Origin of the sequence: Trichocoleus sp. FACHB-591 (assembly GCF_014695845.1) — a bacterium.
In the GTDB taxonomy this organism is placed as follows: domain Bacteria; phylum Cyanobacteriota; class Cyanobacteriia; order FACHB-46; family FACHB-46; genus Trichocoleus.
Genome location: NZ_JACJPA010000018.1, coordinates 23,805 through 41,239, shown reverse-complemented (window position 1 = coordinate 41,239; position 17,435 = coordinate 23,805). Strand labels below are relative to the sequence as shown.

General features: G+C 49.0%; 18 protein-coding genes. 11 read left to right on the top strand and 7 right to left on the bottom strand.

Annotated features, from left to right (window positions below; translation table 11 throughout):
- Positions 1-82 precede the first annotated feature (82 nt).
- Positions 83-511, top strand: coding sequence for a hypothetical protein (locus H6F90_RS02350; protein WP_190549902.1), 429 nt, complete (start codon positions 83-85; stop codon positions 509-511).
- 5 nt (positions 512-516) lie between these two features.
- On the opposite strand, the gene H6F90_RS02345 is transcribed toward H6F90_RS02350, so the two are convergent.
- From H6F90_RS02345 to H6F90_RS02335, 3 genes are all read right to left on the bottom strand, one after another.
- Positions 517-1,563, bottom strand: a complete 1,047-nt coding sequence (locus tag H6F90_RS02345) for a glycoside hydrolase family 43 protein (RefSeq protein WP_190549900.1) — start codon at positions 1,561-1,563, stop codon at positions 517-519.
- 131 nt (positions 1,564-1,694) lie between these two features.
- Positions 1,695-2,510 (bottom strand): phytanoyl-CoA dioxygenase family protein, encoded by an 816-nt coding sequence (locus tag H6F90_RS02340; RefSeq protein ID WP_190549898.1) that lies wholly within the window; start codon positions 2,508-2,510, stop codon positions 1,695-1,697.
- A gap of 196 nt (positions 2,511-2,706) precedes the next feature.
- Complete coding sequence (locus H6F90_RS02335; RefSeq protein ID WP_190549896.1) at positions 2,707-4,128, bottom strand: serine/threonine-protein kinase; 1,422 nt, start codon at positions 4,126-4,128, stop codon at positions 2,707-2,709.
- A gap of 221 nt (positions 4,129-4,349) precedes the next feature.
- Here H6F90_RS02335 and H6F90_RS02330 point away from each other — a divergent pair, with 221 nt between their 5' ends.
- The 3 genes from H6F90_RS02330 to H6F90_RS02320 all read left to right on the top strand — a co-directional run bounded on the left by H6F90_RS02330 (position 4,350) and on the right by H6F90_RS02320 (position 6,225).
- Positions 4,350-4,958 (top strand): DUF4126 family protein, encoded by a 609-nt coding sequence (locus H6F90_RS02330; RefSeq protein ID WP_190549893.1) that lies wholly within the window; start codon positions 4,350-4,352, stop codon positions 4,956-4,958.
- 34 nt (positions 4,959-4,992) lie between these two features.
- Positions 4,993-5,817: a zinc-dependent peptidase gene (locus H6F90_RS02325; RefSeq protein ID WP_190549891.1), complete on the top strand. Its 825-nt coding sequence runs from the start codon at positions 4,993-4,995 to the stop codon at positions 5,815-5,817.
- Between the two features lie 78 nt (positions 5,818-5,895).
- Positions 5,896-6,225, top strand: a complete 330-nt coding sequence (locus H6F90_RS02320) for a hypothetical protein (protein ID WP_190549889.1) — start codon at positions 5,896-5,898, stop codon at positions 6,223-6,225.
- 12 nt (positions 6,226-6,237) lie between these two features.
- Here the strand turns inward: H6F90_RS02320 and H6F90_RS02315 are convergent, their stop codons facing one another.
- A complete protein-coding gene (locus tag H6F90_RS02315) occupies positions 6,238-6,582 on the bottom strand; it encodes a hypothetical protein (protein WP_190440127.1) in 345 nt (114 codons plus the stop codon).
- 121 nt (positions 6,583-6,703) lie between these two features.
- The gene (locus H6F90_RS02310; protein ID WP_190549887.1) at positions 6,704-8,110 is read right to left on the bottom strand and encodes a sugar porter family MFS transporter; all 1,407 of its coding nucleotides are present in this window, start codon (positions 8,108-8,110) and stop codon (positions 6,704-6,706) included.
- Positions 8,111-8,719: 609 nt separating this feature from the next.
- On the opposite strand from H6F90_RS02310, the gene H6F90_RS02305 reads away from it, so the two are divergent.
- The 3 genes from H6F90_RS02305 to H6F90_RS02295 all read left to right on the top strand — a co-directional run bounded on the left by H6F90_RS02305 (position 8,720) and on the right by H6F90_RS02295 (position 11,752).
- Complete coding sequence (locus H6F90_RS02305) at positions 8,720-9,946, top strand: patatin-like phospholipase family protein (protein WP_190549885.1); 1,227 nt, start codon at positions 8,720-8,722, stop codon at positions 9,944-9,946.
- A 63-nt stretch (positions 9,947-10,009) separates the two neighbouring features.
- On the top strand, positions 10,010-11,011 hold the full coding sequence (locus H6F90_RS02300; RefSeq protein ID WP_190549883.1) for a cation diffusion facilitator family transporter: 1,002 nt from the start codon (positions 10,010-10,012) through the stop codon (positions 11,009-11,011).
- A 30-nt stretch (positions 11,012-11,041) separates the two neighbouring features.
- The gene (locus H6F90_RS02295) at positions 11,042-11,752 is read left to right on the top strand and encodes a DUF547 domain-containing protein (RefSeq protein WP_190549881.1); all 711 of its coding nucleotides are present in this window, start codon (positions 11,042-11,044) and stop codon (positions 11,750-11,752) included.
- Here H6F90_RS02295 and H6F90_RS02290 read toward each other — a convergent pair.
- Complete coding sequence (locus H6F90_RS02290; protein ID WP_190549879.1) at positions 11,734-12,498, bottom strand: TIGR04283 family arsenosugar biosynthesis glycosyltransferase; 765 nt, start codon at positions 12,496-12,498, stop codon at positions 11,734-11,736. The genes H6F90_RS02295 and H6F90_RS02290 overlap by 19 nt on opposite strands.
- Positions 12,499-12,509: 11 nt before the next feature.
- Positions 12,510-13,613: an AI-2E family transporter gene (locus H6F90_RS02285; protein WP_190549877.1), complete on the bottom strand. Its 1,104-nt coding sequence runs from the start codon at positions 13,611-13,613 to the stop codon at positions 12,510-12,512.
- Positions 13,614-14,086: 473 nt separating this feature from the next.
- Here H6F90_RS02285 and H6F90_RS02280 point away from each other — a divergent pair, with 473 nt between their 5' ends.
- The 4 genes from H6F90_RS02280 (at position 14,087) to H6F90_RS02265 (ending at position 17,428) form a co-directional block, all read left to right on the top strand.
- Positions 14,087-15,298, top strand: coding sequence for an AbrB family transcriptional regulator (locus H6F90_RS02280; RefSeq protein WP_190549875.1), 1,212 nt, complete (start codon positions 14,087-14,089; stop codon positions 15,296-15,298).
- A gap of 463 nt (positions 15,299-15,761) precedes the next feature.
- Complete coding sequence (locus H6F90_RS02275) at positions 15,762-16,607, top strand: STAS domain-containing protein (RefSeq protein WP_190549873.1); 846 nt, start codon at positions 15,762-15,764, stop codon at positions 16,605-16,607.
- A 13-nt stretch (positions 16,608-16,620) separates the two neighbouring features.
- On the top strand, positions 16,621-17,043 hold the full coding sequence (locus tag H6F90_RS02270; RefSeq protein WP_190549871.1) for an STAS domain-containing protein: 423 nt from the start codon (positions 16,621-16,623) through the stop codon (positions 17,041-17,043).
- 4 nt (positions 17,044-17,047) lie between these two features.
- Positions 17,048-17,428, top strand: coding sequence for an anti-sigma regulatory factor (locus H6F90_RS02265; RefSeq protein WP_242024290.1), 381 nt, complete (start codon positions 17,048-17,050; stop codon positions 17,426-17,428).
- Positions 17,429-17,435: the final 7 nt, after the last annotated feature.

Genomic DNA, 17,435 nt, shown 5'->3' with positions numbered 1-17,435 from the left:
ATTAGGGTCTCAAGCTAGGATAGCTCGCAGAACTGCCAAAATTACTAGTGGTCTTCTAAGACAACCCTAAGGAGAGAACAGCGTGAGCAACCTAGAGAAAAAGCGATTGGATGTAGCCCTGGCGATCGCGGGTTACGCCGTGGGCAGCGGTGCAGCAGTGGCGGTGCCGACTTTCGGCGGTGAACTGCCAAAACAAGTGCTACTCAGCACTTCCGACGTGCTGATGTACACCAGAATTTGGAAGATTTATTTTGAAGAGGATTTGTCCCACAGCAATTTGATGGAAATGCTGACCCAGGTGGGACTGGTGACCGTGGCTGCGACTGGCGTTGCGTACATTGTGGCGAAAGGCAGTACTGCAATTTTGAAGGAATTTACCAATTGGCTTGGTCCACTAGGCTGGGGAGCGACTGCCGCGATCGCTGGATCTCTAGCCGCTCTATCCGGTGCTGCTTGGGCACTTTACTGCGACTACCTGTATGCGGAACGCAACCCCCAGCCTTCGATCTAACTGAGCTACTTGGAGCTAATAGCAATACTTTGCGGTGTCCAAGTCGGGCCAGGACAGCGTGGCCCATCTGTGGTCCAGTTGATGGGGTCAATGCACATACGGCGGGCTTGCATGCCTGTATCCCAAGCGTGGTAAACGATGTAATCAGTTTCGCCATCGGGGCCAACCGTAATCGAATTATGGCCAGGGCCAAGGACGTAACCGGGATGCGATCGCAAAACTCTTGGGCCTGCTTCATTGCCTGCATCTGAGTATGGCCCCATCACGTGATCCGCCACGCCATAATCCACCCCGTAGCTATCCGTTTCCCAGCGTCCACCACTGTAGAAGCAATAGTAGCGATCGCCATACTTACGGACACAAGGACCTTCTAGGGTGTGCCAATCGTAGATGCCGCCATACATCGGGCGATCGGCCAGAAATCTTTGCCAACCGGATCTGGCCCGCAACACCACTTGGCCTTCACCTGCTAGTTTGGTCATGCTTTCCAAGCGATCGATCATTAGGGCAGTGCCAGCTCTAGTATTCTCGCTAGTGTCTAAAAAATCTTGGGCATAGAATAAGTACCACTGCCCGTCGTCATCATAGAAGGCATGGGGGTCGATCGCGAACGGGCAAGACTGTGGATCTAACAGCGGCTCGCCCACATCTTGATATGGCCCTAGCGGATCTTGGCTGGTAGCAACTCGTAACTGGTGGTTTTTATCTTCATGCCCCACCGAGTAATAGAGATAGAAGGTGCCGTCGCAGTAAGCGACCTCCGGTGCCCAGAAGTTATTTCCCAAACTGGGGTCAGGCCGCAGCAAAGCATTCTGGACAAATTCCCACTTAATCAGGTCATTAGAACGCAACAGCGGAAAAACTCGTCTCTGCCCAGCTTCCTCTACTTCTCCGGCGGCTTCTGCTGGCCCAGTGCCGATCGCGTAGTAAACACCTTGGTGCTGCCAAACATACGGATCGGCAAAATAATCTGGATAAACGGGATTAGTGTAGGTTGTGGTTTCTACGTTTGCTTGTGAGCCTAATCCAGATCTCGCTTCAGATTGAGTCATTCTCACTCCTTATCTGCAATCCATCCTCGTCACGGGAAATGCAGCAACAAAAAAATAGAGGATGGAACTTTGATCGTTAGCGATCGCCGTTCAATCATCCTCTATCTGGAGTAAGCTTCTGAGATTAAGTTTTAGTACTTAAAATTGATGTAAGTTTCGGTCTTATTCTCTGGTAACTGGTCTACCACATTGCAGCGCAACATTTCTTGGAGGTGCTGCGGTAGGCTCTCGTAATAATCTTTCTGAACCGTCAAATCCATTACAGGGGTATGCAACCAGTGCATCACATAACCCATCACTACCATTGGTCGGGGCTGAGCGGTGATATTGGGCGAACCTCGGTGGATTGCCAAAGGCGATCGGATGATCACATCACCCAGTTGCATGGGGAAAGACTCAACGGGAATCTCACCCGCTCTAATTTTCACCAATGCTTCTTCACGGGGCATGACATGGGTGCCTCGTGCCATTTGGAAGGGGCCGTTGTCTTCCGTCACTTCGACTAGGGGAAAGTTAACTGCTAGAGCATAGAGTGGCGTGACAATCTGATCACTAAAGAGAGGACGGAAATCCCGGTGCAGTTCTTGGTATTCCGAGTCTTGGAAGGGCGTATCTGCCCCTAGTTGCACCAAGCGGTATTCCTGGAAGAAGACGCGATCGAGCACACCCAAAATCGTAGGATTGGCAAACACCTCAGTGTTAGCAAAGGGTTGTACCCAAGGCAAGGTCAAATAATAACGGTTTTTCTCACGAGGGGCTAACCCACCGGGCCGCTGTTGACGCTCCCGAAAGAGTGCATCAAATGCTGTTGCCCACTCTTGGACCAACTCGCGATCGAAGAGTTCGGGAATGACACAAATTCCATCTCGATTAAGCATTTCGGCAAATCGATCTAAATCCGCTGCTGTGAATTTGCTAACACCAGTGGTATTGAGACTTTGAACCATTTTGCTGTCCTTCCTTGGGGCAGAATGTGGGAGTTGAGGGGGGCTCTCGACAGTAAGCGGGATGGGCGATCGCGTGATGTTTTTATCGAGAGTAAAATGTGTCGAGCTTTACACTTCTATTCTGCCCTGAGGAAGAGGTAGGATAACAGCAAAATGCTAAACAAAATAATTAACAAATTGTGAAGAGTCAGCTGGATTAAGTCATCCGTAACCATTCTTTAATCACCTTCACCAGCCAGTTGCATTCGTCCCAACTAAATCCTTTAGCAAAGAAACTTTCGCTACTGTAGGTCTGGATCGTGACCACCCTTTTTTCATAAGTTTGCTTGCCCGCCCGGAAGGCTCTCAGGGTATGAAAAATATTGTGAATCTCTGCATTTGAGCCTTGAATCATCGTCAAGGAGAAGCCAAAGGGAGATTTGTAAATTGCAAATTTCTTTGGAGTAAATTGCACATAAGTTGGTAGAAAATCCCAATAGGTCGAAGCAGCAATTAGCAGCACGATTGGTAAGAAGAAAAAGAGAGTATTGCCAAACTGCCAGCTCATACTAGCCATCACAGGTGCCCATATCTGACCGAAGATCGCTAGCCCAATGCCAACCGGAATTAAGTAGAGCAAATTCCAGGGGTTTGCACCTGGGACTTGAATCAGCAATTCATCAGCAGTTTGATGCAACTGAATTCGAGTATCAAAATGAGGCACCAGCGATCGCTCTCTTTGAAGTGCTGGTGATCGCTCACGAGATGGGTTAGGCTGTCGGGAGGAAGTCGAGGGCGGTACGGCTTTACTGGCTTCTAGCGATCGCAAAGCTTCTAGCGCTTGTCGAGCCGTTTGAAACCGTTTCGCTACGTCAGGCTGTACCAGTTTAGCCACCCACCAGACAAAGTCAGGGTCTAAGCTGACGCGATCGGCAAACTGAATTTGCAGATCTTTCTGAGGTAACTCTGCTGGGGATACCCCTGTGAGGAGGTGAATTAGGGTTGCTCCCAGCGCGTACAGGTCAGAAGCGGCAACAGCTCGGCCCCCAAACTGCTCCATTGGGGCATACCCGTAAGTTCCCACAACTGTAAACGTGCTACCTTCAGCCGCAGCCTTATCCTGAACCGCACCAAAATCAATTAGGTAGATGTAATTATCTTTGCCCAAAATCAAATTGCTGGGCTTGATGTCACGGTGTAATACCGAAGGGCTGAGTTCGTGAAGATAAATCAATAAATGCAGCAGATTCGCTGCCATCTGCCGCACTTGCCGCTCGCTGAAATGTTGACCTCCAGCGATTAGTTGCTTCAAGGAAGCGCCAGCAATATGGTCTTGCACCAGTCCAAACCAAAGCAGGCGATCGTCAATGGAAAAATAATCGCGGTACTTGGGGATTTGCGAGTGCTTGAGTTGTCGCAACACTTGAGCTTCGCGCTCAAACAACTTTAGGTCGTCCCACTGCACTTGATCGCCAAATGCCAAGAGCTTGATCACTACTAGTTCTGGAGGCTGCGCTGCTAAATCTTCTGCCAGCCAAGTTTGCCGTCCAGCCGTTTGCCCCAGTTTTTGTTTCAGTCGGTAGTGCGCTTCAGTTGGCGTTCCTTGGCGAATGTGGAGAACTTGTTCGGGTTCTAGCATAGAAGTTAGGTGAGCATCTCCTTAGCTGTAGTAATCCCCAAGTAGCGAGGAGAACCTCTAAAATGAGGCCCTGATCCTACCGACTCTATAGATACACAGGCTCACATGCACTTTCCTAAAAGCTAGATGGTTCTGATAACCACCCTTAGACTCAGGCTAGGGATAGGAGGGCAAACGTTATCCTAAATTTAGGACTAGGTACAGCAACAGGGGAGGAGCTTGTGGATCAGCTCTTGAATTTCAACACTTTGATCGAGTTATTATTAGGCGTGAGTTTGAGTGCGGCTTCTGGCTTCCGAGTCTTTGTACCACTCCTAACACTCAGTGCGGCGGCTGTGCTGGGCCATGCCAACTTACCCACTGACTTTGACTGGATTGAAAGCCCGCAGGCATTAGCTGTGTTTGCGATCGCCTCAGTGCTAGAGGTAGGTGGCTACTACATCCCCTGGTTCGACCATCTGCTCGATGTGGTGGCAACGCCAGCAGCAATTTTAGCGGGCACAATTGTCACAGCTTCGCTGGCTCCTGACCTTAACCCCGTGGCGCAATGGACGCTAGCTCTAGTCGCAGGGGGAGGAGCAGCAGGCATCACCAAAAGCTTGACCAATCTGTTACGAGCTACCTCAACTGCAACCTCCGGCGGCTTAGCGAACCCAATTGTGGCGACAGTGGAATTAGTCGTGGCGATCGCGCTCTCGATTTTAGCGATCACTTTGCCAGTTGTTGCCATTCTTGTGGTGATCACATTTCTGGGATTTGCGATCGCGAAACTGTGGCGATTTTTCTCTCGTTTCAGAACGCCGCAAAGCACCCCAGAAAATTTGTCTTAATCCCAAGCCGCCCTCGCAGCGATCGCGACAGTACATGGTTGCAGCAGTTATTCTTCTTCTGGCGATCGGCCTGGTTGTGGTTGGGATTTTTGCCAGTCCTCTCTTGGTAAAACGACGCCGCGATCGCCTCAAAGAACGCCCATTTCCACCCCTTTGGGATGCGGTAGTAGAGAATTATCTCCCTATTTATTCCAGTCTCTCTGCTACTGAAAGGAGACGATTACAGGGACATATCCAAGTCTTTCTGAAAGAGAAGCAGTTTATTGGCTGTGGGGGGTTGCAAGTCACGGAGGAGATGAAGCTGGCGATCGCAGCAATGGCCTGTTTGCTGTTGTTGAATGAGCGAGGAACCTATTTTCTCAAGTTGCGATCGATTCTGGTGTATCCCGGCACTTACTTTGTGAATGAAACTGCGATCGCAGGAAATTATGTGGTGGAGGAAAGACGAGCCGCGCGGCTAGGGGAGTCGTGGAGCCGTGACCAAGTGGTGTTGTCTTGGGAGCAGGTGCAGCGGGACGCGAGTAATTGGCGAGACGGACATAATGTAGTGCTGCATGAGTTTGCTCACCAGCTAGATCAAGAGGATGGCAACGCCGAGGGAGTACCGTTTTTGCCCAAAAATCTAGATTATGCAGTCTGGGCAAAGGTGATGACGCAGGAGTATCAACAACTCTGCCAGAATGTGCAACGAGGAGCCAAAACGGTGATGGATAGCTATGGCACTCTAAATCCTGCTGAGTTCTTCGCTGTGGCAACCGAAACATTTTTTGAAAAACCCCAGCAATTGTTAAAAACGCATCCCGCCCTTTACGAGCAGCTACAACACTACTATCAACTCGATCCGGTGAAATGGGTTTAATTATGGCGATCGCTGAAAGGGTTTAGACTGAGGCTAGTGATCGACAATGCCGCATCAGGGAGTATGCAAGACAGGGGTATGAATCAGCATCCCTCCGACCCGTCCGATTCTCATCTCAATGATAATAATGGCTCAGGCCAGAAAACACCTCCATCAACCCCACCAACGCCTGCTCCCCCTACCTCTCCTTCACCAGAAGCGGAACAGGCGAAGCAAGAACGGCTCCGAGCTACTCAACAAAGTTTTAAGCGCCTTTACCTGATCTTGCTTGCCGTTGGTCTGTCGATTGGAGCGGTTTTAGCAGTTGGGGTGTCTATTCTGCTCGATCGCTTTGGGCTCTCTGATCCGCCCTCTAGGTGCGATCGTAATTCGATCGGATGCTTTCAGAACGCGCCACCTGAGACATAGAGCGATCGCCCTCTATCTTCTCATTCCTTCATTGATCACACTTGACCTCAAAGGAGTGCCAACGGGGCTGATCGCCTTTTTGTCTACCCTAATCTGAGTTCCATCACGATAATAGAAACTCGTAGACCCGTCACTGTGTCTAATGGTTGCGGCAGGAGAGGCCACTTGGCCCCGTGGAGAACGGATGGCACCATTAGAATAAACTCGGGCACTATTGGGGTAGTTGGGTTGGCTGTCTCTGGTATTGGGAAAGTTAAAAGTTCCCAATCTATCAATGGCAGCCTGAGCCTGAACCGCTGCGGCACTGGATAGCTCTAACCCCAAAACTACTAATACGCCAGCAATTAAACGTTGCATCAGTTGGCCTCAGACATCGAAAAGTTTGAAGTTGTAGGCAGGGCCGATTCATATGGTTCCCTACTTCTATTATTTCAAATCTCTTTGCGTTTGCCCGCTCCTCTGAGTAGTATCTGCGTGATTACATATCTTCTAGTTCTATGCCCTTAGTTTCTTTGACTAGGAAGAGCACAAAGAAGAAAGACATGGCTGCTGCTGTAGCATAGAGAGCGTACGCAGTCCCCAAACCAAAGGATTCTAGCAAGGGTGGGAATGTAGTTGAAACAAGAAAGTTGGCTACCCACTGAATCGTTGCACAAGCTGCCAAGGCAACCGCACGAATCTGGTTGTTAAACATTTCACCCAGTAGCACCCACACCACAGGCCCCCAAGAGAAGCCGAAGCAAAACACATATAGGTTAGCGGCCAGTAACGCGATAATGCCCTGAGAGCCTGCCAGTACTGGATTGCCCGCCGGATCTACCGCCGCATTGCTAAAAACAGTTGCCATTGCGCCTAGCGTCAGTGTCATGCCGATGGACCCCAAAACCAATAGGGGTTTGCGGCCAAATTTATCCACAAAGGCGATCGCGACTAGGGTAGTGACGATGTTAGTGACTGAAGTGATCACGGTAATCCAGAGCGAACTCGCCTCGTTAAACCCAACCGAGCGCCACAGGACACTGCTGTAGTAGAAGATGACATTAATCCCCACGAACTGCTGGAAAATAGACAATCCCATCCCCAACCAAACAATCGGAATTAAACCACCTCTACGACTCAAAAGATCAGAGAACTCAGCAGTGCGATCGCGAAGCACTGTATCGCGAATTTCCTGGATTTTGGTTCTTACATCAATGGTTCTATCTACCTTGGCAAAGACAGCCGCCGCTTCGGATTCTCGCCCTTGCGCCACTAAGTAACGGGGAGACTCTGGAATTCTTAATGCCGCTACACCATACAGAATAGCGGGAGGAATTTCTGTCCAAAACATCCATCGCCAAGCAGCAATGCCAAACCAGAAAGGGGCAGTCGCAGAACCTGCAGAAACAGCAATAAAGTAGTCAGAAAGCAAAGCCAGAAAAATCCCAACCACAATTGCCAACTGCTGCAAAGAGCCCATTCTCCCTCGTAAATGTGCCGGGGAGACTTCAGCAATATAGGCTGGGGCAATCACACTGGCAGCACCAACGGCTACACCGCCTAAAACTCGCCAAAAAATAAAATCCCAAATGCCGAATGGTAAGCCAGAGCCGATCGCGCTAATTGTGAATAATATTGAAGCAATGATCATGACTCGGACTCGACCAAAGCGATCCGAGATTTGGCCTGCAAAGAAAGCTCCGATCGCAGAACCTAACAGTGCTAAAGAAACGGCTAAGCCGATCAACACACTATTTGCTTGAAAGTGAGCTTGCAAAGCCGCAACCGCACCATTGATGACCGCAGTATCAAACCCGAATAAAAAGCCACCCAGTGCCGCCGCTCCACAGATCAGCAGAATATAGGAGCGATTGTTCTGAGCAGTAGGTTGTTTTGTTGAAAGCATGACTATACTTGTTAAATAATTTTCGTTAAGTCGGTCAGCCACAAAGTTAGCCAACAGAAAATAGGAGCCAGCCTCTGACAGGATCGTTGCGCTCTTAGCTCTAATATTCTTTGTTGGATCTTGACCTTATCCTGCTTTCTACTCGCTGCTCATCTGCCTTAGCGAACATGTTCTTTTTCGAACATCCCCCGTTGAAAGGAGATTTGCCCCTCCGAAGGCGTAGTAGCAGTTGATACACATATGGTTTAGCTAATCTACTCGAACCCTGAAGTCGTAGAAATGATTGCCTGGGCCACCGTAGCCAAAGACATAGTAGTTGCCTATTTTTTGTAGTTCATACTGCAACGGTTGCGATCGCTCAGTTATGCAGTGGGCATCCAGGCTAGGTTGCAGCCAACATGGTGACAAATAACAGGCGATGGAGCGATACCCGAATCATAGGTTTGGCCTACTAAACAGCAGAACTGCAAAATATTGCCTGATCGTAAGTTAAAGTTTTTTCGGAGATCGGTGAGTGAATCTAAAGTTAAAGGCTCACTTTCCGGACTCTGGCAGGCTAGGCAGGTAGTACTCTGCCATTAGATTTTAGGATTTTTAAGGGAAATTTTTATGACATTTCGGATTCTCAGCTTAGATGGAGGTGGAATTCGGGGAGTTATTGCAGCACGCATTCTGCAAGTAGTGGAGCAGCAGTTAGGCGGCCCTCTGAGCCAGCATTTTGATTTAATCGCTGGAACTTCCACAGGCTCACTCTTGGCCGCTGGTGTAACTTTAGGCTTTAGCAGTGAGAGGTTAATCAATCTTTATCAAGAGCGCGGCAAAACTATCTTTCCCTATGGGGATTGGTGGGGCTATTTGATGCCGCAGCGGTTAAAACTGATCGCGCAATATGGTTTGACCAGTTTCCCCCCTTCTCTCTCTGTGCCCAAGTTTTCTGATGCAGGCTTGCTGAAAGTGCTGCAAACAGAATTAGGCGATCGCAAATTCTGCCAAATCAGTTCTGCCCAGATATCTAATGGCGAATCTCAAAAACTCTTGGTCACGACTTACGACACGATCCGGCGCATGCCACTGGTGTTTAAGAGTTGGCGGCATGACAAGTGGTATGCCAATGTGCCCTTATGGGAGATCTGTGCTTGCTCTGCTTCAGCCCCCTCCTATTTTCCTGCCCATCGTCTCCTAGTACGGGCAGACGGAACTGCTAAAGGTGCCACTCCTCAGACGCTTACCTTAGCAGCGACTCCCTGGCAAGATGCAGATGATTATTACAAGATGCAAATTGAAATCTTAGCAGGGCCAGGAAAAGGGCAAAGAGCTTCAATTGAGCGCTATGATGCTGCCACCCAGACGGCAACTATGGCGCAACATTGGTCTGTGGTGCCCGATGCTACTTCTACGTACCGTCTGATCGGTGAGTTTTCTACCATTGATGGTGGAGTGGGAGCCAATAACCCGACCGCCTGTGCGATCGCGGAAGCTCTAAGATTAGGTCATGCGCCACAAGATATTCAGGTACTCTCTATTGGGACTGGGCAGCCCGAAGGCTCAATTCCTTGGGTGGAAGCAAGACAGTGGGGGATACTGCGTTGGGCTTGGAACGCTCGCATTATTGGTGTGACGATGGATGCCCCTTCCGGCATTCATGCCTACGTCTCCCAGCAAATCATCGCTGACGACCACTACTTGAGAATTCAGCCCAAACTGAATTACTCAAAGGAAGGCATTGATAATGCTAGCCAGGAGAACTTGGCAAATCTACGGCGCGATGCGGAAGCGTGCCTGAGCCAAGTGCAAGGACGACTGACTCATTTCCTTAAAACCAATTGGTTATCCTAATCGCCTAAGAACTGGGTCCTGTTTAGGGTGGGTTCCCAGAGTCTGAATGTTTATCATGGTGCTATGTCTGAGCATACTCCCCACCATCGCGACCATCAGCAGCATCAGGGGCATCACGGCCATCACCACTCTCCTGGCCATCACGGTCATCACCACTCTCTTGGCCATCATCATGGCCCCGCTAACTATAACCGCGCCTTTGTCGTTGGTCTCAGCTTAAATCTGGGCTTCGTGCTAACGGAGGCTGTGTTTGGAGTTTTCGCCCACTCTGTCTCTCTACTTGCCGATGCGGGGCACAACTTAAGCGATGTGTTGGGTTTAGCTTTGGCTTGGGGAGCGAGTCTCTTAGCTCAGCGGAGACCTTCGCGACGGTATACCTATGGTTGGCGGCGTTCTTCGGTTTTAGCTGCATTTTTTAATGCAATTTTCTTACTCGTCGTGACGGGTGGTATTGCTTGGGAAGCGATCGCCCGATTGGTTCGCTCAGCGCCGCTCCCGGAAGTTGCAGGCAGCACCATGATCGGGGTAGCAGCCCTAGGAATTGTGATTAACGCTGCTACAGCGGCTCTGTTCTTAGCAGGCCGTAAACATGATCTGAATATTCGAGCGGCATTTCTACATATGGTGGCGGATGCGATTGTGTCTTTGGGTGTGGTGTTGGCGGGGTTAGCAATTCTGCTGACTCAATGGTTTTGGTTAGACCCTGTCTTTAGTTTGGTGGTCAGTGCAATCATCATTACAAGTACTTGGCAATTACTTAAGGAGGCTTTCAGCCTTAGTATGGATGCTGTACCCACCCAGATTAACGAGCAGGCGGTGTGGACTTATTTAACTGAGCGGGTAGGGGTGACTCAAGTTCATGACTTACATATTTGGGGCATGAGCACGACGGAGACCGCTTTAACGGCGCATTTAGTGATGCCACAAGGACATCCTGGAGATGCTTTCTTAGCTCAAATGTCTCAGGAATTGCACGATTTTTTCGGCATTGAGCATACGACGCTGCAAATTGAGACGGGCAACTCTTGCCAAGCTTGTGCTTTGGAGCCAGATCATAGGGTTTAACCTATAGAGGTAATAGAACTCTAGTAGATTATGGTCGCGATCGCTTTTGCGCCTTGGGATGCCCTACTCAAGCAATATGTGGATGAGCAGGGCCGAGTAGACTATCGCACTTGGCAGCGGGACCAGCCAGATAGCCTGAATCAATGGCTCTCAACTTTTCAATCTCCTGATTTCAGTCTGGAGTTGCCGCGAGACCAGCAGTTGGCATTATGGATTAATCTCTACAATGCCTTTACGATCGCGCGAATTTTAGAGCGTTACCCGATTCCATCGATTCAACCGAAGATTTTGGGGTTACCGAACTGGGCCGCTTTTCTGTGGTTTTTCTCTCGTCCCGCTCATGTGGTGGCAGGGAAGCGCTACAGCTTGGCAGATATTGAACATAAAGTTCTGCGATCGCAATTCCAGGAACCCCGGATTCATTTTGCCTTGGTTTGTGCCTCGATTGGTTGTCCCTTACTACGCAATGAAGCTTACTGGCCCGATCGCGTGGAGCAGCAATTGGAGGCGGATGTCAGCCGTTTTATCAACAACGAGGATAAGGTGTACTACGACTCAAAAACGCAAACGCTATATTGCAGTCAAATTTTCAAGTGGTATCGGCAAGACTTTCTCCAGGTGGCCCCTTCCATTCCAGACTACATCCGTCGTTATCTCAAAGTAGATCGACCCCTGGATGCTGAAACTCCAATCCAATATCTGGATTACGATTGGCAACTAAATCAGCGGATATCGGCATAAAACTTCTTGAGATAGGTCGCTGAAACACCCAATCCCCAGAGAAAACCAATGTAGGAATAGATGGCAGTGGCTTTCAGCGAACCCCAATGGGCTACCCGGCGATCGGAAGTTTGCACGACTCGGTTAACCATGCAGATACGTCCTTTCTGGACTAATTTGAGACACAAATCCCCATCTTCCATGATGGGTAAAGCTGGATCAAAGCCGCCACATTCCCAAAAGTCCTGGCGACGACAAAACATAACTTGGTCGCCAAACAAAAGACGTAATCCCTTAAAAAAGAGACGGGGTCGAAATAACAGTGGTGCGTAATAGGTTTTGAGGTAGTGATGTAAGGAGATGCCCCAGCGGGTGGTTTGCGGTCCTGCCAATAAACAAACAAATCCACCACAGGCGATTTGGGCATCTGACAAAGTATGGCTCATGACTTCAACTAAGTCGTCTGGCACCCAAGTATCGGCATGGAGAAAGCAAAGGATATCTCCTGTAGCCGCTTCCGCGCCGAAGTTCATTTGCAGCGATCGCCCTCGTTGCTCGGTTTCTAGAAGGCGTAGTTGCGTCCCAGGAGGCATACAACCTGAGGCTATTACTGCTTCAGCGATCGCGACTGTCTCATCTTCACTGCCGCCATCTACGACGATGATTTCGGCGGCAGGGGGATGCAACAAGGCCAAGTGACGCAACGTGCGCTCTAGACTGTTGGCCTCATTCAAGGTTGGAATCACAATTGAAACACGAGTTTGCATGCAACTGAAGTTTAAGACTCCGCCGCATGATCAATCACTTCGACTGGACCATTAACCACTTCTACAGGCGCTGAAGTTTTACTAGATTTAGACTCTGCACCCCACTGGTCGAGCACGTCCTTAACTAAAACTTCTTCTACCCAAATCTGACCCACAATGACTAAGGGAATGGCGAGGAACAAGCCGAGGAAGCCAAAGAAGATGGCGAAAATTACCTGCGAGAGTAACGTCACAGCGGGTAAGATTGCCACCTGTTTAGACATGACAAACGGCACCAGCAAAAATTGCTCTAGCTGCTGAATTCCTACATAGAACGCTAATACAGCCCCTGCTTTCCAAGGAGCATCCAAAAGCGCGATCGCCATTGGGGGAATCAAGCTCAGCGTCGGGCCTACGGTAGGAATGGCTTCCAAGAGTCCGGCGATCGCGGCGTTGGCTAGCACTAGGGGCACTCGTAAAAGCCACAGACCCACGGCACTGACCAAACCAATGACCACCATATTAATCAGAATGCCGCCCATCCAATTGACTAGAGCGATTTCACACTTTGCCAAAATCTCATCGGCACGTCTGCGGTAAAACGAAGGAAACAGCAGCACAAATCCATGCCGATAGGGAGCAGGATTGACCAGTAGCATAATGGTCAAAACCATTACCAGTAGCAGGTTCAACAGAATCGCTAAGAAATTTGAGAATAGTGAAAAGAAATTGTTAAAGGCCCAGCTAGCAAAAGGTTGAATTTGGCGGGTCAAGTCATTGGCGCTAGGCAAGTATCTCAGCGGCTGACCAGGTAACTGGGTTCGTAAAGCTTCTACCCAGATCCGCAGGCGTTCTAGTCCTCGTGGAACCAGTTCGGTCAGTTCTTGAAACTGCTCAACGAAGGGTGGAATTGTCACCGCAGCAAAGACGATGAAGAAGACTACGAAACAAGTGATAGCTAACAAAGCTGCAAGCCCTCGCTTCGCTCCCGATCGCCGCAATCGCCTCACCAAACGGTTCAAAGCGGTCGCAAACACCACCGCCATAAAGACCAGCAACAGCACCTGCCGGATCTGCCATAAGATGTACATCGAAACTAGCAGGGCAATTAAGCCGATCCATTGTCCCATTTTCATAGCTTTGGCTGAGTCCTTTGGCTGACCGCTTTAGAGGAGGGTGAGAAGTGGAAATGTGAGAGCCTTCCTATGGTGTATTGTCGGGCTTCCTAGCCATTCCTTATATCACTCTAAGGTTAAAATCAACTTTCAAAGATAAAAATAAGTTAGCAAGGTTGAGCTGGAGTTTTCTATCTAGGGACAGATTGAGCAGTTGAGGATTTCAAAAAACGGGCAACCACATCAGCGTGAATTTTCACGCCTCTTAGAGGGCCTGGTAACTTTGCCGACTTGTCGCTGATGGTATTGAGGACTAGAGTTATTGATTACGGATTGACTAATCTGTAAGGATCGTTAGGCAATATCAGTATCAGATAAATAGCGAGCGGAGTTACCGTATTTCTCTTTTCATTGAATCCTCCTAAATCTCTCCCTTGGCTTTAGCACTTTTTGGGAGAAGTGATAGGCTTAAAAATAAAGTTAAGAGAGCCTTCGTGATAGAAGTAATTGCTGCGAAATTTAATATAGCCACTAAAAATATTGTTACTTATTCATTAGTCTTAGTTGAAACGATTCTGGCTTTCGCGGCTGGCTTTGGGTTTATTGCTTTAGGCATTGGTGGTGGAGCTTGGATTTTGGGCGGAATTGCTGCTGGAGCCCTAGCTTTTTATATTTACCGAGCTCGATTCAGCGATCGCCTAGAACCTAACCGTAATTTGAGAAAGCTGGGCCAAATGATTGTCGGCTTAACGGTGGGTTTTTCGATTCAGCCGCATAACCTAGAAGCCATTACAGCTCAGCTACCAATTTTTGTTTTTCTTGCTTTATTTTTGTTAGCTAGCGGGGGCTTAATTGCTTATATCTATTCTCGTTTACAGAAAACAGATTTACTCACTGCTACCCTAGCCACTGTACCTGGCAACATTGGGATTATGGCGAGTCTAGCAGCAGACTATGGCAAAAGCACTGCCCTGGTTTCCTTAGTGCAGCTCATTCGTTTTACCACTTTAATTTCAGCGATTCCGCTCATTGCCAACGTTTCTCATCCCTATGACATTCATACAGCGATCGCGACTCTCACTCAAGACTTATTTAAGCTGAATTTAACTTACTTACTTCTATTGGTTTTGGTGCTTAGCTTGACAGCTTTGGTTGTTTCTGCGGCAGGCAAACTGAAGATTCCTGTAGCTGCTTTTTTAGGTTCAATTGTGGTGGGTATAGCTCTAAATTTCTCGTTTGCTGCTCTGCCACTAACTGCCCAAATGGACTTCAGCTTTTCACCTTTATTTAAGGTGATCGGTCAAATCCTTTTAGGGATCACAATTGGGGAATATTGGGGACTTAATCCCAAGTTTAGTCGCGCTACAATTGCCTATGCTTTGGTGCCTGTGATACTGACCTTCTTCGCAGGCTTACTCTCGGCAGGAATTGCCATGCTGCTGACGCCTTGGGATTGGCTCACTTGTCTGTTGGTGACGGCTCCGGGAGGCTCTCCAGAAATGATTTGGATTGCTTTGGTCTTACATCACGATGTTGAGATTGTCACAGCGGGTCATCTAGTCAGATTGATCGCCATTAACTTCTCCCTGCCCGCTTTAGTTTCCCTAGCGTGCTACCTAGAAGAGCGCTTGAGCAACGGTGTTAACAACCCAGCCCCAGTTTTAGAATCTATTCCAGCCGCTAATCCAACCTCCAAACAACGCTAAAGCTCATTCCTGCGTAGCCAATACTTCATGGAAACCATTCAGCCTGCCACAATATCGCTCGGATAGTGAACCCCTGAGTAAAACCGTGTCCAAGCGATCGCTAGCCCAAATAGGTGGCGATCGCAAAAATTTACAGTCGAGGCGGCTCAATTTCTACTTAAAGGTATAGTTTCTGCCTAATTACCAAACAGACAAATCGTCTATAGGGAATAGCTTAAGGTTTCTAGCACCGAGGGTCACTCTGAGCGGAACCTAGCTCCTCTATAATGAGTGAGGCTTGATGTTGCATCAAGCTACCTTAGTTCCCCTAACGAAGGCCACTTCTTCAAGGACTAAACGATAGGACTCAAAATTTTAGTCAAATTTTAGTTCAGGCCTATTCGTTATTCTTCAGTCGCTGCTTCAAGGAGCTAGGTTAAAACCTGGAATGGAGTTGTCACTGGAGATGGGGTGGTAAAGAGGAATGGGTAGCAAAATTCATGACATTCTCGATCAGCATGGGGCTGAGCTACTAACCGAGTGGCTGCAAGTCATCACGGCCAGCCATCGGCGGGGGCTGCTTAAAGAAGGAGAGCTGCGCGAGGAATGCCGAGAGTTTATTCATTTGTTTCGTGAAGCCGTACGCCAAAATAGCTTGAGCGACGTTTATTCAGCGCCTTGGAATGAGGTTCGGGGGCTGTTGAGTAACATTTCTCGGATGCGTTCCCAAAAAGGCTTTACTCCCTCAGAAACTGCTAGCTTTGTCTTCTCCTTTAAGCAGCCATTGTTTGCTCGTCTGCGCCAGGAACTAGTCCAGGACGGAGAAGAGTTGTTGGAGAATGTCTGGACCGCGACTGCTCTCCTCGACAAGTTGGGGCTGTTTACGACAGAGGTGTATCAGAAGAACCGAGAAGAGGTAATTCTGCGACAACAGGAAGAGCTGCTAGAGCTATCAACTCCAGTCGTCAAACTCTGGGAGGGCGTTTTAGCTTTGCCCATTATTGGGACGTTGGATAGCGCTCGGACGCAAGTGGTGATGGAGTCGCTGCTACAAAAGATTGTCGAGACAGGATCGGATTTTGCCATCATCGATATTACTGGTGTGCCTACCGTAGATACGCTCACAGCTCAGCACTTACTCAAAACGATTACAGCAGCTCGCCTCATGGGAGCAGAATGCATCATTAGTGGCATTCGGCCTCAGATTGCTCAAACTATTGTCTATTTAGGAGTTGATCTGGCAGGTGTGACGACCAAATCTAGTTTGGCCGACGCTTTTAAGCTAGCGCTTGAGCGCACAGGCAGGAAGATTATTCGCACTCAAGGTTAGGGAGGGAGGTGCTATGGAACGCATTCCAATTCTCCAAATGGGCGACCTGCTGTTGGTGACGATTCAAGTTGATATGCACGATCGCCTAGCTATGACTTTGCAGGATGATCTAACTACGCGCATTAGTCAAGTTGATGCTCGTGGCGTCCTGATTGACATTTCTGCCCTAGAAATTGTGGATTCGTTTATTGGCAGAGTCTTGGGCAATATTGCCAAAATGGCCCAAGTTTTAGATGCAGAAACCGTGGTCGTGGGGATGCAGCCAGCGGTTGCAATTACTTTAGTCGAGTTGGGCTTGTCATTGACTGGCATTCGCACTGCTTTGAATGTCGAAAAAGGCATGGCTCTTTTACGAGCGGCTGTGCATCAAGATTTGAATGGAGACGAGAGACCCGTCTTGCCAGAGGAGCCTACAGGCATCTATGGAGAAATGTGAAATCATGAGTATCCAATCCTCGGCTGATGTAGTGCTAGTGCGGCAAGCAGTGCGGCAGGTGGCCATTGAGATCGGGCTCAGCTTGGTGGACCAAACCAAAATTGTGACCGCAGCCAGCGAATTGGCTCGGAACACGTTGGACTACGGTGGGGGCGGCACTGCGACTTTAGAAACTGTGCAAGTCGGTGCCCGACGAGGGGTGCGCTTAACCTTTGCAGACCAAGGGCCTGGCATTCCTGATCTTGACCTTGCCCTGAAAGACGGCTACACCACAGGAGGTGGATTGGGCATGGGTTTGAGCGGAACTAAGCGCCTGGTGAATGAGTTTGAGCTTGTTTCTCAGGTTGGGAAAGGAACTACGGTGACGGTAACAAAATGGAAATAAAACGAGT